Origin of the sequence: Dietzia psychralcaliphila, assembly GCF_003096095.1 — a bacterium.
Classification (GTDB): domain Bacteria; phylum Actinomycetota; class Actinomycetes; order Mycobacteriales; family Mycobacteriaceae; genus Dietzia; species Dietzia psychralcaliphila.
Genome location: NZ_CP015453.1, coordinates 1,007,641 through 1,031,988, shown reverse-complemented (window position 1 = coordinate 1,031,988; position 24,348 = coordinate 1,007,641). Strand labels below are relative to the sequence as shown.

The 24,348-nt window shown below is 71.6% G+C and carries 23 protein-coding genes; 14 read left to right on the top strand and 9 right to left on the bottom strand.

Translation table 11 applies throughout. The features are described 5' to 3' along the window. Nucleotides 1–10: 10 nt before the first annotated feature. From A6048_RS04620 to A6048_RS04610, 3 genes are read right to left on the bottom strand one after another with little or no spacing between them, the layout of a single operon-like run. A complete protein-coding gene (locus A6048_RS04620; RefSeq protein WP_107748576.1) occupies nucleotides 11–1,297 on the bottom strand; it encodes a 5-(carboxyamino)imidazole ribonucleotide synthase in 1,287 nt (428 codons plus the stop codon). Between the two features lie 22 nt (nucleotides 1,298–1,319). After that, nucleotides 1,320–1,883 (bottom strand): PH domain-containing protein, encoded by a 564-nt coding sequence (locus A6048_RS04615; RefSeq protein ID WP_107748577.1) that lies wholly within the window; start codon nucleotides 1,881–1,883, stop codon nucleotides 1,320–1,322. Nucleotides 1,884–1,886: 3 nt separating this feature from the next. Continuing rightward, nucleotides 1,887–2,765, bottom strand: coding sequence for a biotin--[acetyl-CoA-carboxylase] ligase (locus A6048_RS04610; RefSeq protein WP_107748578.1), 879 nt, complete (start codon nucleotides 2,763–2,765; stop codon nucleotides 1,887–1,889). 106 nt (nucleotides 2,766–2,871) lie between these two features. Here A6048_RS04610 and A6048_RS04605 point away from each other — a divergent pair, with 106 nt between their 5' ends. From A6048_RS04605 to A6048_RS04585, 5 genes are all read left to right on the top strand, one after another. Further along, a complete protein-coding gene (locus A6048_RS04605) occupies nucleotides 2,872–4,521 on the top strand; it encodes an acyl-CoA carboxylase subunit beta (RefSeq protein ID WP_107748579.1) in 1,650 nt (549 codons plus the stop codon). Beyond that, nucleotides 4,518–4,784, top strand: coding sequence for an acyl-CoA carboxylase subunit epsilon (locus tag A6048_RS04600; RefSeq protein WP_107748580.1), 267 nt, complete (start codon nucleotides 4,518–4,520; stop codon nucleotides 4,782–4,784). The genes A6048_RS04605 and A6048_RS04600 overlap by 4 nt, the downstream gene beginning before the upstream one ends. A 130-nt stretch (nucleotides 4,785–4,914) precedes the next feature. Next, nucleotides 4,915–5,337, top strand: coding sequence for a cupin domain-containing protein (locus A6048_RS04595; RefSeq protein ID WP_107748581.1), 423 nt, complete (start codon nucleotides 4,915–4,917; stop codon nucleotides 5,335–5,337). A 21-nt stretch (nucleotides 5,338–5,358) separates the two neighbouring features. Further along, a complete protein-coding gene (locus A6048_RS04590) occupies nucleotides 5,359–6,039 on the top strand; it encodes a Maf family protein (protein ID WP_107748582.1) in 681 nt (226 codons plus the stop codon). A 165-nt stretch (nucleotides 6,040–6,204) separates the two neighbouring features. Then, nucleotides 6,205–7,992: an acetyl/propionyl/methylcrotonyl-CoA carboxylase subunit alpha gene (locus A6048_RS04585; protein WP_107748583.1), complete on the top strand. Its 1,788-nt coding sequence runs from the start codon at nucleotides 6,205–6,207 to the stop codon at nucleotides 7,990–7,992. Between the two features lie 227 nt (nucleotides 7,993–8,219). Here the strand turns inward: A6048_RS04585 and A6048_RS04580 are convergent, their stop codons facing one another. Further along, nucleotides 8,220–10,004: a glycerol-3-phosphate dehydrogenase/oxidase gene (locus A6048_RS04580; protein WP_107748584.1), complete on the bottom strand. Its 1,785-nt coding sequence runs from the start codon at nucleotides 10,002–10,004 to the stop codon at nucleotides 8,220–8,222. Nucleotides 10,005–10,083: 79 nt separating this feature from the next. Between A6048_RS04580 and glpK the strand changes: the two genes are divergently transcribed. Continuing rightward, nucleotides 10,084–11,643: a glycerol kinase GlpK gene (gene glpK, locus A6048_RS04575; protein ID WP_107748585.1), complete on the top strand. Its 1,560-nt coding sequence runs from the start codon at nucleotides 10,084–10,086 to the stop codon at nucleotides 11,641–11,643. 22 nt (nucleotides 11,644–11,665) lie between these two features. Here the strand turns inward: glpK and A6048_RS04570 are convergent, their stop codons facing one another. The 4 genes from A6048_RS04570 to A6048_RS04555 form a co-directional block, all read right to left on the bottom strand. Beyond that, entirely contained in the window at nucleotides 11,666–12,739 is a 1,074-nt protein-coding gene (locus A6048_RS04570) for an ABC transporter ATP-binding protein (protein ID WP_107748586.1), read from the bottom strand. Further along, nucleotides 12,736–14,202 (bottom strand): ABC transporter permease, encoded by a 1,467-nt coding sequence (locus A6048_RS04565; RefSeq protein WP_235027419.1) that lies wholly within the window; start codon nucleotides 14,200–14,202, stop codon nucleotides 12,736–12,738. Before A6048_RS04565 ends, A6048_RS04570 begins: the two co-directional genes overlap by 4 nt. A gap of 148 nt (nucleotides 14,203–14,350) precedes the next feature. After that, nucleotides 14,351–15,373 (bottom strand): iron ABC transporter substrate-binding protein, encoded by a 1,023-nt coding sequence (locus A6048_RS04560; protein ID WP_107748588.1) that lies wholly within the window; start codon nucleotides 15,371–15,373, stop codon nucleotides 14,351–14,353. Nucleotides 15,374–15,487: 114 nt separating this feature from the next. Next, nucleotides 15,488–16,894: an NAD(P)H-quinone dehydrogenase gene (locus A6048_RS04555; RefSeq protein WP_107748589.1), complete on the bottom strand. Its 1,407-nt coding sequence runs from the start codon at nucleotides 16,892–16,894 to the stop codon at nucleotides 15,488–15,490. A 153-nt stretch (nucleotides 16,895–17,047) separates the two neighbouring features. On the opposite strand from A6048_RS04555, the gene A6048_RS04550 reads away from it, so the two are divergent. The 3 genes from A6048_RS04550 (at nucleotide 17,048) to A6048_RS04540 (ending at nucleotide 20,027) form a co-directional block, all read left to right on the top strand. Further along, a complete protein-coding gene (locus tag A6048_RS04550; RefSeq protein ID WP_107748590.1) occupies nucleotides 17,048–17,584 on the top strand; it encodes a gamma-glutamylcyclotransferase family protein in 537 nt (178 codons plus the stop codon). Between the two features lie 109 nt (nucleotides 17,585–17,693). Continuing rightward, nucleotides 17,694–18,512, top strand: a complete 819-nt coding sequence (locus tag A6048_RS04545; protein WP_107748715.1) for a purine-nucleoside phosphorylase — start codon at nucleotides 17,694–17,696, stop codon at nucleotides 18,510–18,512. Between the two features lie 24 nt (nucleotides 18,513–18,536). Then, nucleotides 18,537–20,027 carry a phosphohexomutase domain-containing protein gene (locus tag A6048_RS04540; protein ID WP_107748591.1) on the top strand — a complete coding sequence of 497 codons (1,491 nt, stop codon included), beginning with the start codon at nucleotides 18,537–18,539 and terminating at the stop codon, nucleotides 20,025–20,027. Between the two features lie 35 nt (nucleotides 20,028–20,062). Here A6048_RS04540 and upp read toward each other — a convergent pair whose 3' ends face one another. Further along, nucleotides 20,063–20,686, bottom strand: coding sequence for a uracil phosphoribosyltransferase (gene upp / locus A6048_RS04535; RefSeq protein WP_107748592.1), 624 nt, complete (start codon nucleotides 20,684–20,686; stop codon nucleotides 20,063–20,065). 107 nt (nucleotides 20,687–20,793) lie between these two features. Between upp and A6048_RS04530 the strand changes: the two genes are divergently transcribed. Genes A6048_RS04530 through A6048_RS04510 form a run of 5 tightly spaced genes read left to right on the top strand, consistent with a single transcriptional unit; the run spans nucleotide 20,794 to nucleotide 24,231 of the window. Further along, complete coding sequence (locus A6048_RS04530; protein ID WP_107748593.1) at nucleotides 20,794–21,156, top strand: type VII secretion target; 363 nt, start codon at nucleotides 20,794–20,796, stop codon at nucleotides 21,154–21,156. Continuing rightward, entirely contained in the window at nucleotides 21,153–22,301 is a 1,149-nt protein-coding gene (locus A6048_RS04525; RefSeq protein WP_107748594.1) for a C40 family peptidase, read from the top strand. Before A6048_RS04530 ends, A6048_RS04525 begins: the two co-directional genes overlap by 4 nt. After that, nucleotides 22,298–22,609 (top strand): hypothetical protein, encoded by a 312-nt coding sequence (locus A6048_RS04520; protein ID WP_235027566.1) that lies wholly within the window; start codon nucleotides 22,298–22,300, stop codon nucleotides 22,607–22,609. Before A6048_RS04525 ends, A6048_RS04520 begins: the two co-directional genes overlap by 4 nt. Beyond that, a complete protein-coding gene (locus tag A6048_RS04515) occupies nucleotides 22,606–22,986 on the top strand; it encodes a YbaB/EbfC family nucleoid-associated protein (protein ID WP_107748595.1) in 381 nt (126 codons plus the stop codon). Before A6048_RS04520 ends, A6048_RS04515 begins: the two co-directional genes overlap by 4 nt. A 24-nt stretch (nucleotides 22,987–23,010) precedes the next feature. After that, nucleotides 23,011–24,231, top strand: coding sequence for a primosomal protein (locus tag A6048_RS04510; RefSeq protein ID WP_200837393.1), 1,221 nt, complete (start codon nucleotides 23,011–23,013; stop codon nucleotides 24,229–24,231). Nucleotides 24,232–24,348 lie beyond the last annotated feature (117 nt).

Sequence of the window (24,348 nt, the reverse complement as noted above, 5' to 3'; positions counted from 1 at the left end):
GGGTCTGGCATCAGCGGTCGAAGTCCCCGACCGGCGCCCCCGTGTGGGGGTCCCAGCCGTCGGCCCATTCCCCGTGGGAGAGCCAGTGCGCGGCGTGCTCCGCCACCGCGCGGACCGTTGCCACCTGGTCGGCGTCGTCCGGGTCGACGCCGGGGTCGCCGAGGACGTTGACGTGTCCGATCTTGCGTCCCGGCCGCTCGGACTTCCCGTAGAGGTGGACCTTGGCGTGCGGGAACCGGGCGCCGAGGTGGTGCACCCGCTCGTCCATGCTCATCGCCGGAGCCTCCGCCGCCCCGAGCACGTTGGCCATCACCGTCACCGGGGCGGTCTGGACGGTGGAGCCCAGTGGGTAGTCGAGCACGGCCCGGAGGTGCTGCTCGAACTGACTGGTGGTGGCGCCGTCCATGGTCCAGTGGCCGGAGTTGTGCGGACGCATGGCCAACTCGTTGACCAGCACTCCCGGGCGGCCGTCGGAGCCGATGACCTCGAAGAGTTCGACCGCCATCACCCCGGTCACGTCCAGGTGTTCGGCCAGTCGCAGCGCGGTGGCCTGGACGGCCGAGCGCAGGTCGTCGGGCAACCCGGTGGCGGGTGCCACGACGACCGCGCAGATGCCGTCGCGTTGGACCGTCTCGACGACCGGCCACACCGCTCCCTGGCCGAACGGCGAGCGGGCCACGAGCGCGGAGAGCTCCCGGGTCCACGGCACCCGCGCCTCGGCCATCATCGGCACGCCGGCGTCGAGCTGCTCGGTCGCGATCCGCTCGGCCTCCTCGAGCGAGTCCGGCATCCACACGCCGCGACCGTCGTATCCACCACGCGCGGCCTTGAGGACGATCCGTCCCTCCTGTTCGCCGTGGAAACGCCGGACGTCGTCGAGGGAGTCGACGGCCGTGAACGGCGGGACGGGTGCGCCGATCTCGGCGAGCGCACGGCGCATGACCAGCTTGTCCTGGGCGTGGATGAGCGCCGAGGCCCGGGGCCGCACCGCGACGCCGGCGGACTCGAGCTCCAGCAGGATCTCCGGCGGGACGTGCTCGTGGTCGAACGTCATCACGTCGGCACCTGCAGCGGCGCGCCGGACCGCGTCCGGGTCGTCGTGGGCGCCCAACACGACGTCGGGGGTGACCTGAGCGGCCGGATCCTCCGGGTCGGCGGCGAGGACGCGCAGAGTCTGACCGAGTGCCACGGCCGATTGGTGGGTCATGCGGGCGAGTTGCCCGCCCCCGATCATCGCCACGACGGGCGTGCCGAGCGGATTGCGGCGAATGCGCGAGTCGTCGTTCACGTGGCCCATGTTCTCACGTGTGGCGCGCCGGTCACCGTCGCCCCGGGAGCCCCCAGCGGAAGCGGGGCACCTGAGCGATCGGTCCGGGAGGGGGCGGCGGGGGCAGTCGGAGCAGTTCTTCGTAGACCGTGGCGTGGACGCGCGCCACACCGGGCACGTGGTCAATCTCTACCGGGGGCAGGTGTCCACACTCCAGGATGAGGCAACCCGTGCCCAGTGCCCGGTCGGTCAACGTGTGCCGGAACCGCACGGCACTGACCCGGCGCAGCGGCACGTCGACGCACCGTCGCGATGACCCCGCCGGCCGGTAGAGCACGCGTTCGTCGGTCACCACGAGGTCGGTGCGCGCCCACCGGAGCGCGGGCCACAGGCCGAAGCGCAGGACCACGAGGAGGTAGACCCCCGCCACCATCGCCCAGGTCGCGGCCCGGTCGCCCGGGTGCACGACCTGCGTCTCGATGAACCCCCCGGCGATCCCGGCGAGCCCGGCGCCGATCACCGTCACCAACCCCGGACGCACGAGTGCGCGCCAGTGCGGGTGACTGTGGACGATCAGCGTCTCCCCCGGAGCGATGACCGAACGGACGAACCCCACTGGTCAGCCGCCCCACCGGCCGCCGGCGGGGCGGACGTGGGTGACGTCCCCGGCGGCCACCGACAACTCCCCGTCCGGTGTGACGACGACGAGGCGACCCTCCCTGTCCACGTGATCCGCCCGCCCGGTCCGCACGATGCCCCCCGGGAGCTCGACGCGGACCTCGGCGCCGAGTGTCGAGCAGGCCTCCGAGTACTCGGTCATCAGCTCGTCCGAGACCGACGAACCACTCCCGCGTTCGCATCGGCGCCACTGGGCGTGCCGCCGGGCCAGCGCCTCGAGCACGGCCAGCGCGACGGCGTCCCGGTCGGTCGTCCCGCCGGCGAGGGCGAGCGAGGTCGCGTGCGGGATCGGTAGCTGCTCCTGCGTCAGGCTCACGTTGATCCCCACTCCCACCACGAGGGCCGGAAGCCGAAGCTCGAAGTCCCCGTCCCCGGGGACGGTGGTCATCTCCGAGAGGATCCCGGCGATCTTGCGCCCGTCGACGAGGACGTCGTTGGGCCATTTGAGCGTGGCGTCCACCCCGCCCGCCGCCACGAGCCCGTCACGGATGGCCAGCCCGGTGACCAGCGGCAGCCAACCGAACAGGGTGGGTGAGACCGCGCCGGGCCGCAGCAGGACGGTCACCACCACCTGCGTCCGTGGCGGCGCGGTCCACGTCCGTCCGAGTCGCCCGCGCCCGGAGGCCTGGTACTCGGCCAGGAGCACACTTCGGTCTGTCGCCCCGAGTGCCGCCCGCCTGATGGACTCCGCGTTGGTCGACCCGATCTCTTCCACTATCTCGAGCGAGGTGTACGGCGCATCCGGCCCCTCTACCAGCGCTCGGCGGAGCGCGTCGGCGTCGAGCGGGCGCGGCGAATCGGTTCCGGGGTCTGCGTGCACGACGTCCAGAGTAGGTCCGAACTCCGACCGACGGCGGGGTCGGTGTCGGGGGAGTCGGCCGGGTCACGTCGCCACGGAGCCGGTCGAGTCGTTAGAGTCTTGCAACATGACGACTGCCTCAGAACCGGACGTGAGTGACGACGTCCAGACCGACGCTGCGACGCCCGACATCCACACGACCGCCGGGAAGCTGTCCGAGTTGCGTCGGCGACTCGACGAAGCCCGCGCCCCGATGGGGCAGGCCGCGATCGACAGGACGCACGACAAGGGCCTCATGACGGCTCGCGAGCGGATCGAGAACCTTCTCGATCCGGGCTCGTTCGTCGAGATCGACGCACTCGCCCGCCACCGGGCCACGACCTTCGGTCTGGCCGAGCGTCGACCGCTCGGCGACGGTGTCATCACCGGGTACGGCACCATCGACGGTCGGAGCGTCTGCGTGTTCTCGCAGGACGCCACCGTCTTCGGCGGCTCCCTCGGTGAGGTCTACGGCGAGAAGATCGTCAAGGTCATGGACCTGGCGCTCAAGACCGGCCGCCCGATGATCGGCATCAACCACGGCGCGGGTGCCCGCATCCAGGAAGGTGTGGTCTCGCTCGGTCTCTACGGGCAGATCTTCCACCGCAACGTCCAGGCCTCCGGGGTCATCCCCCAGGTGTCGCTGGTCATGGGCCCCTCCGCCGGCGGCCACGTCTACTCCCCCGCGCTCACCGACTTCACCGTGATGGTCGACAAGACCTCGCAGATGTTCGTCACCGGCCCGGACGTCATCAAGACGGTCACCGGCGAGGAGGTCAGCCAGGAGGAACTGGGCGGCGCCAACACGCACATGACCAAGTCGGGAGTCTCCCACTACACCGCGAACGACGAGCAGGACGCCCTCGACTACGTCAAGGACCTGCTGTCCTACCTGCCCAGCAACAACCGGGCCGAGGCCCCTCGTTTCCCCGTCCCGCCGAGCGAGGGCGCGATCGAGGACAACCTCACCCTCGAGGACCACGAGCTCGACACGATCATCCCGGACTCCTCGAACAGCCCGTACGACATGCATGAGGTCATCTCCCACATCGTCGACGACGGCGAGTTCCTCGAGACCCAGGCGCAGTACGCCATGAACGTGATCGTCGGCTTCGGCCGGGTCGAGGGCCGCAGCGTCGGCGTGGTGGCCAATCAGCCCACCCAGTTCGCGGGCTGCCTGGACATCAAGGCCTCCGAAAAGGCCGCTCGCTTCGTCCGCACGTGCGACGCCTTCAACATCCCGATCCTCACCCTGGTCGACGTCCCCGGCTTCCTGCCGGGCACCGGCCAGGAGTTCGACGGGATCATCCGCCGGGGCGCCAAGCTGCTGTACGCCTACGGCGAGGCCACCGTCGGCAAGGTCACCGTCATCACCCGGAAGGCCTACGGCGGGGCGTACGACGTCATGGGCTCCAAGCACATGGGCGCCGACATCAATCTGGCGTGGCCGACCGCCGAGATCGCTGTCATGGGCGCCTCCGGGGCCGTCGGGTTCGTCTACCGCGAGCAGCTGAAGGCCGCCGCCGCGAACGGCGAGGACGTCGACGCGCTGCGCCTGAAGCTGCAGGCCGAGTACGAGGACACCCTCGTCAACCCGTACGTCGCCGCCGAGCGGGGTTACGTCGACGCCGTCATCCCGCCGTCGCACACCCGCCTGCAGGTGGCTCAGGCGCTCCGCCTGCTCGACCGCAAGGTCGTCGAGGTGCCCGCCAAGAAGCACGGGAACATCCCGCTGTGACGGCCGGCGAGCAGCAGCCGGACGCGGACAAGGCGGGCGGGGAGAACAAGACCGAGGCACCGTTCTTCCAGGTGGTTCGCGGAAACCCGACCGCGGTCGAGGTGGGCATCCTGTCCGCCGTCCTGGCCACCGCCCAGGGGAACGCGGTCCACGAGGGCGAGTTCCCCACGGGGATCAAGGACGACTGGGGCTCATATGACGACCGGCTGCGGTCGCCGTTCGGATACAACCCCACCTCGTTCCTCAACCGCCGCCAGTACTGAGGCGGCCGACACCCGGCAGCACCACACAGCCGCCCCCGTCCCCGCACGCCCGCGCGCACCGAAGCGCGGGCGTGAGTGCGGAGCCAGGGGCGGCTGTGGTGTCCGTGTACACCCCCACAGGAGGAACCACATGTCCGACGACCCCGCGACCCCGGAGGACAGCTCGCAGGGCGGTTCGGACCCCGCGACCCGGGACCGGCGCTCGCACGGCAGCCGGGCCGGCACCACCGAGGGCACCGCCACCCATCTGGCGGACATCATCGGCCGCGCCGAACCGATGGAAAACCGTCCACGGGCCTCCGTCGTCCACGAGGACGAGACCGCCAAGATCGTGGCGTTCGAATTCGGAGAGGGCCACGAGCTTGGCGACCACGCGGCCCACCACCCGATCCTCGTCCAGGTACTCCGTGGCCGCGTGGAGTTCGGACTCCCGGACCGCACCGTGGACCTGCTGCCCGGCGAGATGCTCCACCTCACCCCGATGCTGCGCCACTCGGTGCGCGCGCTCGAACGCACCACGCTCACCGTGACCATGCTGCTGCCGCGGGCCTGAGGCCCTGGCTACGCTGGGCCCATGATCACGTTCGTCCTCGCCTCCGCCTCCCCTTCCCGCCTGCGGATCCTCCAGCAGGCCGGCGTGGACCCGCTCGTCAGACACCCACAGGTCGACGAGGACGCCCTGCAGGCCGCACTCCCCACGGGCACCCCGCATGTGCGCGTGGTGGAGGAACTGGCCCGTGCGAAGGCGGAGGACGTCCTCGAGCGGGAGGGCGGGTCACTCGCGGCCGAGGCACGTGCGGCGGGCGCCGACACGCTCATCGTGGTGGGCTGCGACTCGATGCTCCTCGTGGACGGACGGCTCGAGGGCAAGCCGCACACCTACGAGCGGGCCATGGCGCGGTGGAAGAAGATGCGCGGTCGCCACGGGGTCCTGATCACCGGTCACTCCCTGATGGTCGCCGACCTCACGGGGGACGACCCCCTCGTCGTCACGAACAGGGGAACCGACACCTCCGACACCACCGTGCACTTCGGCGCCCCCTCGGACGCCGACCTGGACGTGTACCTCCGCACCGGTGAACCGCTGGAGTGCGCCGGCGCCTTCACGATCGAGTCCCTCGGCGGCTGGTTCATCGACCGGATCGACGGCGACCCGTCGAGCGTCATCGGGCTCAGCCTGCCGCTCCTTCGGCGCCTCCTCGAGGACGCCGGTCTCCACGCGCACGAGTTGTGGCGGCCGGGACTCCGCACCTGACGAGCAGGTCAGAGAGGCGGAGGGTCGTCCCGCCCGCCCCCGTCGGGCAACCCTTGGACCCCCAATCCCACACATGAGGGGGGCCTCTCATTAGACTGCTGGAGAATATCGGTGCCCCTACCGGGCGCACCGGTCTAAGAGACGTCCATCACCAGGAGGCCCTGAGTGCCCAGTCATGCCAGCTCTCACATCACCAAGGTCCTCGTCGCCAACCGCGGCGAGATCGCTGTACGTGTGATCCGCGCGGCGAAGGACGCCGGTCTGGCCAGCGTGGCCGTGTACGCCGAGCCCGACGCCGATGCATTGTTCGTCAAGCTGGCCGACGAGGCCTTCGCCCTCGGGGGCCAGACGTCCGCGGAGTCCTACCTGGTCTTCGACAAGATCCTTGACGCCGCCGCGAAGTCCGGCGCCGACGCCATCCACCCCGGGTACGGCTTCCTCTCCGAGAACGCCGACTTCGCGCAGGCCGTCATCGACGCCGGGCTGATCTGGATCGGCCCGCCGCCGAGCGCCATCCGCGACCTGGGCGACAAGGTCACCGCACGCCACATCGCCGAGCGCGCCAAGGCTCCGATGGCGGCCGGCACCAAGGACCCGGTCAAGGACGCGAGCGAGGTCGTGACGTTCGCGGAGGAGTACGGCCTGCCCATCGCCATCAAGGCCGCCTTCGGTGGTGGCGGGCGCGGGATGAAGGTCGCGCACGAGATGTCCGAGGTCGCCGAACTCTTCGACTCGGCCACCCGTGAGGCCATCTCCGCGTTCGGCCGCGGCGAGTGCTTCGTGGAGCAGTACCTCGACAAGGCCCGCCACGTCGAGGCCCAGGTACTTGCCGACCAGCACGGCAACGTCGTCGTGGCCGGCACCCGCGACTGCTCCCTGCAGCGCCGTTTCCAGAAGCTCGTCGAGGAGGCCCCGGCGCCGTTCCTCACCGACGAGCAGCGCAAGCGGATCCACGACTCGGCCAAGGCCATCTGCAAGGAGGCCGGCTACTACGGCGCCGGCACCGTCGAGTACATGGTCCAGGGCGACACGATCTCCTTCCTCGAGGTCAACACCCGCCTCCAGGTGGAGCACCCGGTCACCGAGGAGACCGCGGGAATCGACCTCGTGCTGCAGCAGTTCAAGATCGCGGAGGGCGAGGTGCTCGAGTTCACCGAGGACCCGGCCCCCCGTGGCCACGCGTTCGAGTTCCGCATCAACGGCGAGGACGCCGGCCGCGGCTTCCTCCCGGCCCCCGGCACCATCACCACCTACCAGGAGCCCACCGGCCCGGGTGTGCGCATGGACTCCGGCGTCGAGCAGGGCGACACGATCGGCGGCCAGTTCGACTCGATGCTCGCCAAGCTGATCGTCTGGGGCGAGGACCGCGACCAGGCGCTCGCCCGCTCGGCGCGCGCGCTCGCCGAGTACAAGATCGAGGGCATGGCCACCGTCCTGCCGTTCCACGCCCACGTCGTCACCAACCCCGCGTTCGTCGGCGACGGCAAGGGCTTCGACGTCTACACCAAGTGGATCGAGGAGGAGTGGGACAACCCGATCGAGCCGTGGACCGCGACCGGCGCCCCGGCCGACGATGACGAGCCCGTCGAGCGCAAGAAGGTCGTCGTCGAGGTGGACGGCCGCCGCGTCGAGGTCTCGCTGCCCGGCGATCTGGCCTTCGGCGGATCGCACGACGGCGGCACCGTCCGCCGTAAGGCCAAGGCCCGGACCCGTGGCGGCGCCGCCGGTGCGGCCGCGTCCGGTGACGCCGTGTCGGCCCCCATGCAGGGCACCGTCGTGAAGGTGGCCGTCGAGGAGGGCCAGGAGGTCAAGACCGGCGAGCTCGTGGCCGTGCTCGAGGCCATGAAGATGGAGAACCCGGTCACCGCGCACAAGGACGGCGTCATCACCGACCTGTCCGTGGACGCCGGTGCCGCGGTCACCCAGGGTGCAGTGCTCTGCGAGATCAAGTGACCCGCTGACGGGGCCGACCACCCGGTCGGCGCCGTCGTCGCGTCCACCCCTCCCGGAATCCGCTACTCTCCCGCACGATCAGCTACCCGTATCGGGGTGGCGGGTCGGACAGGACGGTAGCGGATTTCTGGTTTCGGGCGGGGCGGGAACGGGCAGGAACGGTTCGGGGTCCGGTTCGGGGTCCGGTTCGGGGTCCGCCGACGACCGGGGCCGTCCGTCGTAGGGCCTCAGGCCCCCTGCTCGACCGGGTGGTCGACGACCGGCTGGGCGCTCGCGGGATCGAAGGCCGCCTCCACCAGGAACTCGCGGACCTCGGGCACGCCGCGGAGGAATCGGTCCGCCTCGTCGTCGGACTCCGTCACCTGGCTGGCCAGCTCGGCTGCGACCCGCTGCTCGAACATCTCGATCTCGCGCTCGACGCGATCGGTATCCCAGTCCAGCACTTCCGCCATGAGCTGCGCGACCTCGCGTGCGCACGCCACGCCTCCGTGCTGGTACTCCATGGAGATCCGGGTCCGGCGCACCAGGACGTCCTCCAGGTGCAGTGCGGCCTCCGCGAGGGCGGCGTAGACGATCTCGACTCGCAGGTAGCGCTCGGCGCCACCGAGGGTCTCCAGCAGATCGGGGCGGCCCGAGGCCAGGTCGAGAACGTTCTCGAGGAGCGACCCGTAACGACCGAGCAGATGCTGGGCCTGCTCCTCGCGGATCTCGTAGTGGTCGGCGATCCGGTCGGCGCGGTTGACCATGGCCGGGTATCCGTCGGCGCCGAGGAGTGGGATGTGTTCCGTGGTGGAGGCGGGCACCGTCGCGGCACGCTCCCCCAGTTCGTTGACCGCCGCGTCGACCGCATCCGCCGCCATGACCCGGTAGGTGGTGTACTTGCCGCCCGCCACCACCACGGCACCCGGAGCCACGGTCATCACGGCGTGTTCCCGTGAGAGCTTGGCGGTGGAATCGGCCCCGCCCGAGAGCAGCGGGCGCAGCCCCGCGTACACGCCGCGGACGTCGTCCCGCACGATCGGGGTCGTGAGCACCGCGTTGACGTGCCCCAGGATGTAGTCGATGTCCGCCCCCGTCGCAGCCGGGTGGGCCAGATCGAGCTGCCAGTCGGTGTCGGTGGTGCCGATGATCCAGTACTCGCCCCAGGGGATGACGAAGAGCACGGATTTCTCGGTGCGCAGGATGAGAGCGGCCTCCGAGTCGACCTTGTCGCGGTCCACGACGATGTGCACGCCCTTGGAGGCGCGGACCGTGAAGCCGCCCTTCTCGCCCAGCATCTCCTGCAGGTGGTCGGTCCACACGCCCGCCGCGTTGAGCACCACCCCGGCGCGCACGTCCGTCTCCCGGCCGGTCTCGGCGTCGCGGACCCTCACGCCGGTCACCCGTTCGCCCTCCCGCAGGTACCCGATCACCTGGGTGGAGTTGGCGACCACCGCGCCGTGCAGGGCGGCGGTGCGGGCGAGCGTGAGTGTGTGCCGTGCGTCGTCGACGAGCGTGTCCCAGTACCGGATCCCGCCCACCACGGCGTCCTCGCGCAGACCCGGGGCCACGCGGCGCGCGCCGGCGCGGCTGTAGTGCTTCTGCGGCGGGACGCTCTTGGCTCCGCCCATCAGGTCGTAGAGGACGAATCCCGCGGCCATGTAGGGACGTTCCCAGAAGCGACGGGTGAGCGGGAAGAGGAACTTGAGGGGCTTGACCAGGTGCGGGGCGAGTCGGGTCATGCTCAGCTCGCGCTCGTGGAGGGCTTCCGCGACGAGTCCGAAGTCGAGCTGCTCCAGGTACCGGAGCCCACCGTGGAACATCTTGGAGCTGCGCGAGGAGGTTCCCGCGGCGAAGTCCCGGGCCTCGACCACCGCGACGCTCAGGCCGCGCGTGGCCGCGTCGACGGCGCTGCCGGTGCCCACGACACCACCCCCCACGATCACGATGTCGAACGACTCCTCCGACAATCTCTGCCACGCCTCGGCCCGGCGTTCGGGGCCGAGTACGGACCGTGATCTGATCGTGGGCATCGCGCTCCCTCCGAGGCCGGGCATCGGATTCCGGCCGGTCGCGCCCGACTCTACGCCCGGCCGGACGTAGTCTGTCGACGTGACGCGTAACACCTTCATCCTCGCGATCGACCAGGGGACCACGTCCTCACGGGCCATCCTCTTCGACCACGACGGTCTGCCTGTCCCGGCGGCCACCGCGCAGGTCGAACACCGGCAGATCCTGCCCCGGGCCGGGTGGGTGGAACACGACCCCCTGGAGATCTGGGAGAACGTGCGGACCGCCATGGCCCAGGTGGCCGGTCACGCCGACCTCGAACCGGCGTTGGTGAGCGCGATCGGCATCACCAACCAGCGGGAGACCGTGGTGGTGTGGGAGCGGGAGAGCGGCGACCCGGTCTACAACGCGATCGTCTGGCAGGACACCCGGACCTCCGGGATCTGCGCCCGGTTGGCGGCGGAACACCCCGACGGCGACGACCGGTTCCGGGACGCCACCGGGCTACCCCTGTCCACCTACTTCGCGGGTCCCAAGATCCGGTGGATCCTCGACCACCTCGATTCCGAGGGCCTGCGCGGCACCGAGCGGGCAGAGGCCGGAGAACTGCTGGCCGGGACGATCGACTCGTGGCTGGTGTGGAACCTGACCGGTGGTCGCCGCGGCGGGACCGACGGTGAGCCCGCGCTCCACGTCACCGACGTCACCAACGCCTCCCGGACCCTGCTCATGGATCTGCGGACCCTGGAGTGGTGCGACGAGCTCTGCGGCGAGATCGGGGTACCGCGGGCGATGCTGCCCGACATCGTGCCGTCCTCGGGGGTGGTCGGGCACGTGACCGAGCGGCGCATGTTCGGCGGGACCCCGATCGCGGGGATCCTCGGTGACCAACAGGCGGCCATGTTCGGTCAGACCTGCTTCGACCCCGGCGACGCCAAGAACACCTACGGGACCGGCGCCTTCCTGCTGCTCAATACCGGCACCACACCACAGTTCAGCGAGAACGGGCTGCTCACCACCATCTGCTACCAGCTCGGTGACGCCGATCCCGTGTACGCGCTGGAGGGCTCCGTGGCGGTGGCGGGCTCACTGGTGCAGTGGCTGCGGGACAACCTCGGGGTGATCTCGAGCGCGGAGGAGACCGAGGAACTGGCGAACTCGTTGGAGGACAACGGTGACTGCTACCTCGTGCCCGCGTTCTCCGGACTACTCGCCCCTCGATGGCGCCCGGACGCGCGCGGCACCCTGGTGGGCCTGACCAGATTCCACACCCGGGCGCACCTGGCGCGGGCGGCGCTCGAGGCAACCGCGTTCCAGACCCGCGAGATGACCGACGCGATGGCCGCTGACGCCGGCAAGACCGCCGAGGCGCTTCGCGTGGACGGCGGGATGGTGGTCAACGACTACCTGATGCAGTTCCAGGCGGACATCCTGGGCATCGACGTGATCCGCCCCGAGGTCACCGAGACCACGGCCCTGGGTGCCGCGTTCGCCGCGGGCCTGGCGGTGGGCCAGTGGGACTCCCCCGACCGGCTCCGCGAGTTGTGGCGAGAGGACCGGCGGTGGGAGCCCCGCATGGGCGAGGAGGAACGCGCCCGTCTCTGGGGCCGCTGGAACGACGCCGTCGAACGGACCCTGGGCTGGGCCGCCACCGAGAGCTGATCACTTCGGCACCGAGCGCCGATCAGCCCGGCGCCGAGGCCCCGGGGTGGAAGACGGCCGGGCGCAACGGCGTCACCTCGACCCGGGCCCCCACCTCGAACACCTCGCCACCTGAGACCGGGACCGCGAAGCTCTGATCGGTACCGTCGAACCACATCCGGATGAGCGTCGATGCACCGACGAACTCCACGCCGGTGCACACGCCGTGCCCTTCCGGCCCGACCCGACGGACCGACAGGCTCTCGGGGCGCCACAGGACCGTGCCGACCCCGTGCGCGGGCGTGTCCAGCGGGACCGTACCGATGATGGTGTGGGCGACCTCGCCGTCCGCCGTGGCCGGGAGCAGCACCACCTCGCCTGCCAGCTGGGCGACCTCACGGCTCACGGGATGGTTGTAGAGCCGTTCCGGGGTGTCGACCTGGGCGAGGCGGCCGTCGATGAGCACGGCGACGCGATCCGCGGTGGCCAGCGCCTCCGCGCGATCGTGGGTGACGAGCACGGACGTGGCACCGGACTCCGCGAGCAGCGCGGAGACCTCGGCGCGGACCCGTCCCCGGAGTGCCGCGTCGAGCGCGCTGAACGGTTCGTCGAGCAGGATGAGCCCCGAGCCCGGGGCGAGCGCACGTGCGAGCGCGACTCTCTGTTGCTGGCCGCCGGAGAGTCGCGAAGGACGGTCGTCCGCGCGATCCTCCAACCCGACCAACTCGAGGACCTCGCGGACACGGGCCGCCCTCTCGGCGCGACTGCGCCACCGGGCCACCGGATCGACGGGGACGAGACCGAATCCGACGTTCCGGGCGACGGTCAGGTGGGGGAAGAGCGCGCCCTGCTGGGGGACGAGACCGATACCGCGGTGTTGGGCGGGCAGGGGGTCCACGCGCCGGCCGTCGACGAGGATGCGGCCCGCCGAGACCGGGTGGAGGCCGGCGATCATGCGGAGCACGGTGGTCTTGCCCGATCCGGAAGCCCCGAGAACGGCCAGCGATTCACCGGAGCCCACTCTCAGATCGAGGTCCCGGACGACCGTGGTCCCGCCGTACCCGCCGGTCACCCCGCAGAGCTCTAGCTCGCCGCCGGGGCGTCTTCTCGCCGTCATGTGGCACCCACCTGTGTCTCCTCCGAACGTGCGGCGATTGCGGTCCGCGCCGGGACGCCTCGCCCGGACCCGCCGGCGCCCCACCCGAACGACCTGCCGAGCACCGCGGCGGGGATCACCGCCACGGCCACGAGCATCGCGGCGTAGGGAGCCGCCTGGGAGTAGGCCGCCACCTCTGTCTGCGCCCACATCGCGGAGGCGAGGGTCTCGGTCCCGGTGGGGCGCAACAGAAGGGTGGCGGGGAGCTCCTTGGCCACGCTGAGGAACACCAGGCTCGCCCCGGCGAGGACGCCCGGCATGGCGAGCGGTGCGACGACGCGGACGAAGGTCCGGATCCGGCCCGATCCCAGGGCCCCGGAGGCGTCCTCGAGCGCGGTGGGGATCGCCCCGACCGCGGACCGGACCACCCCCACGGCGAGCGGGAGGAACAACACGACGTACCCGAACACGAGCATCGGCACCTGCTGGTACAGGCCGGGAACCAGCCGGATCCCCACGAACACCACGGCCAGTCCGACAGTGATGCCCGGGAGAGCGAAGCCGATCTGGGCCACCGCCTCGGTGGACCGGGCCACCGGACCGTTCGACCGGGCGGCGAGGATCCCGATGGGCAGGGCCAATACGATCGTCACGAGCGCCGCGAGGCCGGAGACGCCCGCGGTGGTGGCCGCCGCTGCGAGGACCGGGCCCCACGACACGTCCACCTCGGCGGCGGCCCGCACCCATCGGAGCAACCCGACGAGCGGGGCGAGCACACCACCGGCCAGGACGAGTCCGACCACCGCGAGCGCCAGTGGCCTCAGCCGCCCGAGCGGGAGCCGGTCGGGCTGGGAGTCCACACCCGCGCCGACCCTGGCCACCTCACCCCGCCGGGCCCGTCGCTCGCCCACCATCACCACGAGCGCCACCACGATGAGCACGCAGGCCAGAACCGCTGCGGGCACCCTGTCGAATGAGGCGCGGTAGCTGTGGTAGATCCCCACGGTGAACGCCTCGTACCGGAGCATGGCCACCGCCCCGAAGTCGGAGAGGGTGTACAGAGCCACGAGGAGCGCCCCGGCGGCGACGGCGGGCCGGATCTGACGCAGGGTCACCCCGAGCACCGCCCTGACGGACCCGCGCCCCAGGGTCCTGGCGACCTCCTCCAGACCCGGGTCCACGGCCCGCAGTGCCGCGGCGGCGGGGAGGAAGACGTACGGGTAGCACGAGATCGTCAACACGATGACCGACCCCGGTAGGCCCATGACCTGGGGGAAATCGGCGACCCACAGGTAGCCCAGGACGTAGGAGGGCATCGCCAGTGGCACGCAGAGCAGGGCGCCGACCACCGGCGCCCCGGGCAGGTCCGTCCGCACGGTGAGCCACGCGAGCGCGACACCCACCACCACGCTCAACGCGGTGACCAGGACGACGAGCACGACGGTGTTGACGAGCAGTTCGGCCGAGCGTCCCGAACGGACCACGTCGATCGCGTGCGCGGGTCCCCGCTCGCCCGCGCGGATGAACAGGTAGACCAGCGGGATCAGCGCCGCGGAGCACGCGAGCGTGGCGGCCGCCCCGAGGAGGGGGCGGCCGCCACGCAGACGGGTCCGGAGGTCTATGACGGTCTCGTCAGATCATGCCCACGCGCGTGAGCATCTGCTGGGTCTGCTCGAGTCCGTCGAGGTCCCCCAGATCGATGTCGGGGCCCCCGAGCGTCTCGAGGGGCGGCAGATCGACGGCGTCCGAGGCGATGCCGGGCACCACCGGGTACTCGCTGGCCTCCTCGAGGAAGTAGAGCTGTGCCTGCTCACCGAGGAGTTCCTGCACCACGCGCAGGGCGTCGTCCGGGCGCTCCGTCGAGGCCAGCACACCGACCCCGGCCACGTTGACCAGCGCGCCGGGGTCACCCTGGGCCAGGTAGCGGACCCGGGCCCGCATGTTCTCGGGGCCCTTCTCCTCGGCGGTGTTGTACCAGTAGTAGTGGTTGGTGAGTCCGAGCTCGACGTCCCCGGTGTCAGCGGCCTCGAGGAGCGCCACGTTGTTGTCGTACGTCTTCGGTTCGTTGGCCAGGAAGTCACGGAGCCACTGCTCCGCCGCCTCGTCCCCGCGGTCCACCCGGAGTCCGGTGACGAACGACTGGAACGACGCGTTGGTCGGGGCGTAACCGACCTTGCCCCGCCACTCGGGGGCGGTGAGCGCATCGATCGTGTCCGGGACGTCGGCCTCCTCCAGCACCTCGCTGTCGTAGACGAGGACGCGGGCGCGCAGGCTGGTCGCGACCCAGGTCCCGTCGGTGGCACGGTACTCGGCAGGGACGACGTCGATCGTCCCGTCGTCGAGCTCCGTCAGCAGACCCTCCTTGGAGAGCGCACCCAGCGCACCGGCGTCCTGGGAGAAGAAGAGGTCGGCCGGGCTGGCCTCACCCTCCTCCGCGATCTGGGCGGCCATCTCCGGGGTGCTCGCGTAGCGCACCTCGAGGTCCAGCCCGGTGGATTCCTCGATCTGTTCGAACAACGGTCCGACGAGATTCTCGCTGCGGCCCGAGTAGACCACCAACGCATCCGAGTCGTCTCCGGCGCCGTCCGTGGTGCAGGCCGACAGACCCACCACGAGCGAACCGGCTGCGGCGATCGCGGCCAGACGGCGTCGCATCTTCACGGTTCCTCCCTCACAGTCCCGGTGCCGCGGCATGGGCACCGGGGGTGAGCTTAGCCTAAACTTATCCGCGGGCTCACCCCGGTGCGTGCCCGGGATCAGGCCCCGGGATCAGTCCAGGTCGTCGTGCCGCATCAGCTGACGGGCGGCCTCGGTGATCGAGCCGGTCATCGAGGGGTACACGGAGAACGACCCCGCGAGGTCGCCGACGGTGAGCTGGTTCCGCACCGCCACGGACACCGGCAGGATGAGCTCGGAGGCGGTGGGCGCCACGATCACTCCCCCGATCACCACACCCGAGGCGGGACGGCAGAACAGCTTGACGAACCCGCGGCGCAGACTGCGCATCTTGGCCCGCGGGTTGCCGGCCAGCGGGAACACCTCGACGCGGGCGGGGACCTCGCCGCTCTCGATCTGCGCGTGGGAGATTCCGACGGTGGCGATCTCGGGCCGGGTGAAGACCGCCGAGGCCACGGTGCGGAGTTTGATGGGGCTGACCCCCTCACCCAACGCGTGGTACATCGCGATCCGGCCCTGCATCGCCGCCACGGAGGCGAGCGGGAACAGGTCGGTGCAGTCTCCGGCCGCATAGATTCCGGCAGCAGTGGTCCGCGAGACGCGGTCGACCTTGATGTGCCCGCTGCGCTGGACCTCGATGCCGGCGCTCTCCAGCCCGAGGTCACCGGTGTTGGGAACCGAACCCACGCACATCAGGGCGTGCGAACCCTTGACCGTGCGGCCGTCGCCCAGTCGGACGATGATGCCGTCCTCGTGGTGCTCGACCGCGTCCGCCCGCGCGTGCTTGACCAGCGACACACCACGCTCGCTGAGCGCCTCCTCCAGCACGAGCGCGGCGTCGGCGTCCTCGTGCGGGAGCACGCGGTCGCGACTGGACACCATGGTGACCTTGACGCCCATCTCGGTGAAGGCGGAGACGAACTCGGCGCCGGTCACACCGGAACCCACGACCACCAGATGGGAGGGGAGCTCGGTGAGGTCGTAGAGCTGCCGCCAGGTCAGGATCCGCTCACCGTCCGGCTCGGCGCCGGAGAGGATCCGCGGATTGGACCCGGTGGCCACCAGCACCACGTCCGCGTCGAGGATCTTCTCCTGACCACTGTCCAGGGACACGAGGACGCGGTGCGAGGCCATGCCGGGCTTGGAGTCGTGCAGGCGCGCGGTCCCCGACAGCAGGCGCACCCCCTCGCGCTGGAGCTGGGACCGGATGTCGGCGGACTGGGCGCGGGCCAGCGACTTTACCCGACCATTGACCTGGCCGAGCCGGTACGCGGTGGGGTCGAAGTGCATCTCGACGCCCATCTCCTCGGCGCGGCGCATGTCGGTGCGCACCCCCGTCGTGGCGATGAACGTCTTGGACGGCACGCAGTCGGTCAGCACGCAGTTGCCGCCGATCCCCTCGGCGTCCACGATCGTGACGTCCGCACCGTACTGCGCGGCCACCAGCGCGGCCTCGTAACCGGCGGGGCCGCCGCCGATGATGATGATGCGCTGGGTCACAGGTGGTCCTCCACGGGTCACGGGGTTCGGGGCCGGGCGCCGCGCTCCACTGTGGTGGACCGCGTCGCGTCCGCCGTACACGGTAGTCGAACCGGCGGCACGCGGCCGGAGGACGCCGGGGCCACACCCGGCGGAGGGACTACTCTGGTCGCCGTGCCTCTCTACGCCGCGTACGGGACCAACATGCATCCCGAACAGATGAACGCCCGCGCGCCGCACTCTCCGTTCGCCGGAACCGGCTGGCTGGAGGGCTGGCGCCTGACCTTCGCGGGCGAAGACCCCACGTGGGAGGGTGCCGTGGCCACCGTGGTCGAGGACCCCGATTCGAGGGTGTTCGTGGTGCTCTACGACGTGCCCGACGAGGACGCCCGCGCCCTCGACCGATGGGAGGGCACCGACCTGATCCCGGCCCGCAAGATCCGGGTGCGGGTGGAGCGGCGTCCCACCGTTCCCCCCGGCCCCCCGGTCGGCGCCCAGGAGTCCGAGTTCGCGGTCGCGCCGTCCTCCCCCACCGTCGCGGAGGGCACGGTGCTGGTCTGGCTGTACGTCATGGACGCCTTCGAGGGCGGCCTGCCGTCGGCGCGATATCTCGGCCTGCTGGCCGACGCCGCCGAGTGCGCCGGCGCCCCCGACGCCTACGTGCGGCACCTGCGCACGCGGGAGTCCCGCAACGTGGGCCCCGGCGCCTAGCGCCGTGCCTCCCGCCACCGAGCCGCCCACCACAGAGCCGCCCACCACCGTGCCGCCCACTACAGAGCCGCCCACCACCGTGCCGCCCCCAGTCGAGCCTCCGCTCCTCATCCCCACCCCCGACGCCCGCGCGACCGCCGACGCCGTCGCCCGCGCGAGCGGCCGGTCCGTCCACGAGGTGACCCTGGTCCTGGGCTCCGGCTGGTCCGAGGTCGTCGTGGAACTGGCCGACCCGGGAACCGCGGTCACCATCCCGGTGTCCGACCTGCCGGGGTTCGTCCCCCCGTCGGCCGCCGGTCATCGTGGGACGGTCACCAGCTGCCTGGTCGACGGGGTGCCGCTGCTGGCCGTGGCCGGGCGCAGCCATCTCTACGAGGGCCTGGGCACCGATCCGGTCGTGCACCCCGCCCACGTCGCGGCCGCGGTCGGCTCCGGCGTCCTGGTGCTCACCAACGCCGCCGGCGGGCTGCGGGCGGACCTCGCCGTCGGTGACCTGGTCCTCATCTCGGACCACCTCAACCTCACCGGCCGGTCCCCGCTGACCGGCCCCGCCTTCGTGGACCTCGTGGACGCCTACTCGCCCCGCCTGCGGAGCGCCGCCGCGGACGCGCTGCAGGCGGTCACCGGGTCCCGGCCCGCCGAGGGCGTCTACGCCGCGATGCCCGGACCGCAGTACGAGACCCCGGCCGAGATCCGGATGCTGCGCACCCTCGGCGCGGACCTGGTGGGCATGTCCACCGTCCCGGAGACGGTGGCCGCCAGGGGGCTCGGGCTCGAGGTGGTGGCGGCGTCGCTGGTGACCAACCTCGCCGCCGGGGTCACCGGGCAGCCCCTCGACCACGCCGAGGTACTGGCCGCGGGAGCCGCCGGAGCCGAGCGGCTCACCGACGCCCTGCGTGCACTCGTCCCCGCCGTCGCGAGGGGCTGAGCAGGCCGTGTCCGGGAGCGCCCCGTGACCCTGAGCTTCGGCACCGCCGGCGTCCGGGCGCCGCTGGGTCCCGGGCCGGACCGGATGAACGACGGGACCGTGGCCCTGGTCGCCACCGCCGTCGCCCGCCACCTGCGGATGCGTGAACCCGCCGGCTCGACCGTGATCGTGGGCGGCGACGCCCGGCACGGGTCCGCGGGGTTCGTGGACGTGGCCGCTGCGGTCCTGACGGCGCACGGTCTCCTCGTCGTCGTCCCCGGGGCGCCCGTCCCCACACCCGTCGTGGCGGCGGCCGTGCGGGCGCGGGGCGCGGTCGCCGGCCTGATGGTGACGGCCTCGCACAACCCCGCCACCGACAACGGGATCAAGGTCTACGGCCCCGGTGGCGCGCAGATCGTGCCACCCACGGACTCCGAGATCGAGCAGCACCTGCGGGCCGCGGCGCGGGAGGGGGTCGCCGTTCCCGACGCCGGAGCCCCGGGCGCGCGGGTGGACCCCACCCTCGTCGACGACTACGTGGCCTCCGTCGTGGCCGGCCTGCCCACTCCCGCCCGGCCCCCGCGCGTGGCCCTGACCCCCGTCCACGGCGTGGGTGGCGAGATCTGCCGCCGCGTCCTGGCCGGGATCGGGGTCGACGACGTCACGCTGGTGGCCGAGCAGGCGTACCCGGACCCGGACTTCCCCACCGTCGACTCCCCCAATCCGGAGCGGCCCCGCACCACTATGCGACTGCTCGGAGTGGCCGAGGAGATCGGTGCCGACGTCGCGCTGGCGCTCGACCCGGATGCCGATCGCTGCGCCATGGGGTTCGTGGGCGCAGACGGCCGGTGGCGGATGCTCGACGGCGACGACACCGGGTCGCTGCTCGCCGACCACCTGCTGACCTCGCCGCTGCCCGGCTCGGTGCGGACAACGGGGAACGGTCCCGGCACACCGGTCGTGGCCTCGACCATCGTCTCCTCGCGACTGCCCTCGCTCCTGGTCCCCGCCCGGGGTGGCCGGCACGTGGAGACGCTCACCGGGTTCAAGTGGCTGGTCCGGGCCGGGCAACCACTGCGTTACGCCTATGAGGAGGCGATCGGGCACTGCGTACTGCCGGAGGTGGTGGCGGACAAGGACGGGATCTCCGCGGCCGGCGCGTGGTGTGCGACGGTCGGTTCCGGCGGACGGTCGGTCGGGGAGGGTCTCGACGCGCTCGCCGAGGAGTTCGGTGCCCACCTGCGGAGCAACGTCCCGCTGCCGCTCGAGCACGGCTCCGACCCCGCCGCGGCGCTGCGGCGGGCGGCCGATCAGCTCGTCTCGACCGGCACGGTGACCCCGTTGGACGGCACGGCCGGGTTCCGCGTGACGATCCCGGGCGCCCGGGCCGTCATCCGTCCGTCCGGGACCGAGCCCCTGCTCAAGACCTACGTCGAGGCGTGGACCCCCGCACGACCGTCAGCGCGCGACCGGCAGGACGCCGCGCGACGGCTGGTCGCTCTCGCCGATTCCGTCGCCGCCGCCGTCGCGTTCTGAGCGGCGGGTTATGGGTGGTCGCGTCCCGGGCCCGGTCAGCGGGGACCGAACAGGCGGTCGCCGGCGTCGCCGAGCCCGGGGACGATGAAGGCGTCGTCGTCGAGCCTGTCGTCGATCGTCGCGGTGATGAGCCTGGCCGCCAGCCCCGACGACCGCACCGTCTCGATCCCCTCCGGCGCGCACAGGACACAGACCACGGTGACCCCGGTCGCGCCGCGCTCGGCCAGGGTCTCCAGAGTCGAGACCAGCGAGCCGCCCGTGGCGAGCATGGGGTCCAACACCACCACGTGCCGGCCGGAGAGGTCGTCGGGCAGGGAGCAGAGGTAGGAGACCGGTTCGTGGGTCTCCTCGTCGCGCGCCAGGCCCACGAACCCGACCTGCGCCCCCGGGAGCAGCCGGGTGGCCGGATCCAACAGACCCAGACCCGCCCGTAGGACCGGCACCACCAGTGGGACGCCGTCCACCGCGACACCCGTCGTCTCGGCCACGGGGGTCGTCACGGGCACCTCGGTGGTGGGGATCGAGCGGAAGGCCTCGTAGCAGAGCATGGTGCCGAGCGCGTCCATCGCGGCCCGGAATCCGGCGGTGTCGGTGGCGGAGTCCCGCAGCGTACGGAGCCGGTCTCCGACCAGCGGGTGGTCCACGACGATGATGTCCATGCCCGACAGGATTCCACAGCGGAGAAATCGCGGATCGGGTGGAACCGCGCTGAGTCCCCGAGGCGTCGAACCCTGTGACGGGACAAGAGGCGACGAGGGGCGAGGCAATGGCGGACGGAGCGATCGACGTCCACGTGGACGGATTGCGGGAGTTGGGTACGGGGCTGACCACGCTGGCGGATGCCCTGGGGGGAACGCTCGGGGCGGTGGACGCGCTTCCCCTCGATGCGGTGGCACCGGTCCTCGGGCCGGTCGGCGCCGACTTCATGGCGGCGCTGCTCTCGGCCACCGCGCGGCACCGGGAGGTGCTCGCCGGGGTTGCCCGGGTCAGCGATGCCGCCGGGCAGCTGGTCCTGGAGACCGGCCGGGTGTACGCCGAGTCCGACGACGCGGGTGCCGACGCCATCGGCGCCGCCGGAAACGGTATCGGCGGTACGGGCGGTGTCGGTACGCCGGGTCCGGCCCGATGATCGCCGACGCGCTCGCCTATGCGGGGCCCATCCGGCAGATCCTCGATCTGCTCTCGGCCGAGGAGTTCGTCCCCGAACCGGCCCGGGACGTCATGCGCCCGGTCAGCGACGGATTGGAGGTGGCACAGCGGCTGGGCCCACCGCTCGAGCGACTGCTCTCCGAGACCTGGGAGTCGCTGGCCTCTCTGGGCGCCGCCCACTCGGTGGCCGCGATCGGTCGGACGGTGGGGGCGCTCACCGAGTCGGCGACCGAGATCGCGCGGGTCACCGCCGTAGCGGCCGACATCGTGGTCCGCGGCACGATCGAGGTGATCGGCATCGTGCAGCAGTTCATCGCCCGCGCCGCGGCGCTGGGGCCCACCTTGATGACCCCGCCCGGCCAGGTCACCCTGCTCGGCCTGGCCACCGAACACCTGGCACGCGGCATCCAGGTGGCGGAACGGGTACAGCTCGAACTCAAGGGGCCCACCGCCGAACTGCGCGCCATCGCCGCCGGCATCCCCGACGCCCCCCGGATGCCGGGTGTCGTCGCCGAGTCAAGCGCGGGCGGCGCGATCAACGCCTCGACCGTCGCCCACACAGGCTCCGGACCGGGTTCGGCCGACGCGACGGGAACCGCGGGCGCGATCTCCGTCGGAGCGACCGGAGCCGGGGAGTCAGCGAGCGGAGCGGGGGGCTCGGGCGGAGCCGGGGAGTCAGCGAGCGGAGTGGGAGGGAACGCAGGGTCCGGGGCGGGGGTCATGGGGGGCGGCGTCGACGTGGTCCTGCCCGACGGGTCCGTGGCCACCGCCCCCAACGAGCAGGCCGCCGGCGCAGTCCGCAACGCTCTCAGCCAGCAGGGTGTGCCCTACGTGTGGGGCGGGACCACGCCCGGCCAGGGCCTGGACTGCAGTGGCCTGACCCAGTGGGCGTACCGGGACGCCGGGGTGGAGATCCCTCGTCTGGCGCAGGAGCAGGGCGTGGGCGCGCAGGTGTCGCGCTCAGACCTCATGCCGGGCGATCTGGCGGTGTGGGACGGCCATGTCGCGATGTACATCGGCAACGGTCAGCTCGTCGAGGCCGGGGACCCCGTAGCGGTGTCGGGCCTGCGCACCGACAATATCGGCATGTCCTTCCACGGGTTCTACCGTCCGACAGGCGGATGACGTCCGACACCTGCCGCCATACCGACCCGATGACCGGAATCGTCGCCGAGGTCGGTACCGACGGCGTCCCGGTGGGCCTGGCCCTGCCGGAGGAAATCCTCGACCGCGCACCCACCGACGTCGCGCGGGCGGTCCTTCGCACCCTCACCGCAGCGGCGTGCGAGGCCCGCGACCTCCTCGACCGGCTCGCCGAGCAGGAGTGGGACGGGCAGGACTGGGATAGAGCGGAGTGGGACGACCCGGAGCAGAACTATCCAGATCAGAGCCGGGCCGGAATCGACGACGGGCCGATCGGCGGCACCTCGTGAGCGGCGGCGGGCTGGACGTCGAGGCGTTCCTGGACCGACTGCGCGGGATCGCGACCGAGTGGGAGTCCGCGCACGACCAGCTGGAGACCCTCCGCGTGGTGGCCTCGAGTCCGGACCGGATCGCCACCGCCACCGCCGACTCCGGTGGTGCGGTGATCGACCTCGTGTTGGCGGCCGGACTGCGCAGACACGGGGGCGACACGGTGGCCTCCGCCATCCTCGAGGCCACGTCCAGCGCGGTCGAGCAGGCCAATGCCCGACGTGCCGAACTGGTCTCCGGGTCGGTGGCACTGGCGGTGAGCGGCCGCAGGCAGGCCGCTGAGGCCGCCGGGAGCGACTCAGCCGGCGTCCCGTCGGCGGGCCGTGGCACCGGCTGACGGGCCGTGGATATGCTGACCGGCATGGCCAAGGACATAGTCCCGATCGAGCTCGGTCTCCCTGAGGGAGACGTCACGACCCTCTGGGCACCCAGCTGGCGGGAGGACAACGACGACTGGGAGGCGTTCCTGGGCCTCGACGAGGACCTCTACGCGTTCGACTCGACCGCCCAACTCCTGGCCCTGGTCCGGAGCGGCGCCGAGCACGACCTCCAGGATCATCCGTCCTGGGCAGAGTTCGCCGGCTCGGACGTCCTGGCGTTCCGTGCGGCGGACGACAACTGCTACGACCTCGTCGGCGTCCTCGAGCTGCTCGGCGAGAACCCCACCGAGTCGTCGGTCGACGAGATCGACCAGTCCTTCACCATCGCCCGGTCGATCGGCGAGGTGTGCGAGCTGGACACCGTCACCAAGTTCTTCAACGGGAACCCGATCCTCGCGGCCGTCACCCGGGGCATGGACGAGTTCTACGGGCGGGACGGGCTGAAGCTGTGGAAGAACATCCGTAAGACCGTCGCCAAGGGCTGGGACGACGTCCTCGACGCGATCCAGGACGTCATGACCACGCCCACGGTGGATCCCGCCGAGGTCGATCGCGCCCGTGTGGACCTGGAGACCGCCGAGGCCGCCCTCCCCGAGCCCGAGCCGGAGCCCGAGGCCGCCCCCACCGGATACCCGGAGGGGTCGATCTGGGAGACGGTCGGGATCGACCCCGTCAAGATCATCTTCGCCGACCAGGAGTACCTGAGCCTGCGGTGCTACCTCGGCGATAAGCCGGTGTTCCTCGGCGACGGCGACCAGGCGTTCGTCTTCACCAGCCCCCGGGGCCTGTCCCGGTACCTGGCGGACAACGACGACGAGACGCTCAGCCACGTGGCGACCTACGATCGCGTCAAGATCGCCGCGACCGACGGCAGCCTGGACGTCCACGTGACCGAGGACAACACCTACGTCTTCGCCGGCCTCGACCGAGACATCGAGGTCGGCCCCGGCATGGTCGACTCGGAGCAGCTCGGGCTGGCCGTGGAACTGGTCACCGACCTCGCCAACTACGTGGGCGATTCCGAGCTCGAGGCGGCGGTGACCGGCCGCGGTTCATCGATGCGCCGCTTCCTGCACTTCGTCCTCAACCCTGACGACGCCAAGCTGCTCGAGCCCAGTGCGCCGTTCGACGACGAGGCCGGCGAGTGGCGCGACCTGGTCGACGACGTCGAACGCCTCATGACGACCCCCGACATCGCCTGAGGTCGCCTGTCCTAGCCTGTCCCGCCTGTCCTAGCCTGTCCCGCCTGTCCTAGCCTGTCCCGCCTGTCCTCATCGAGAAGAGCGTTTCGCACATCTCCACTCGGGCGATGCGGTCGA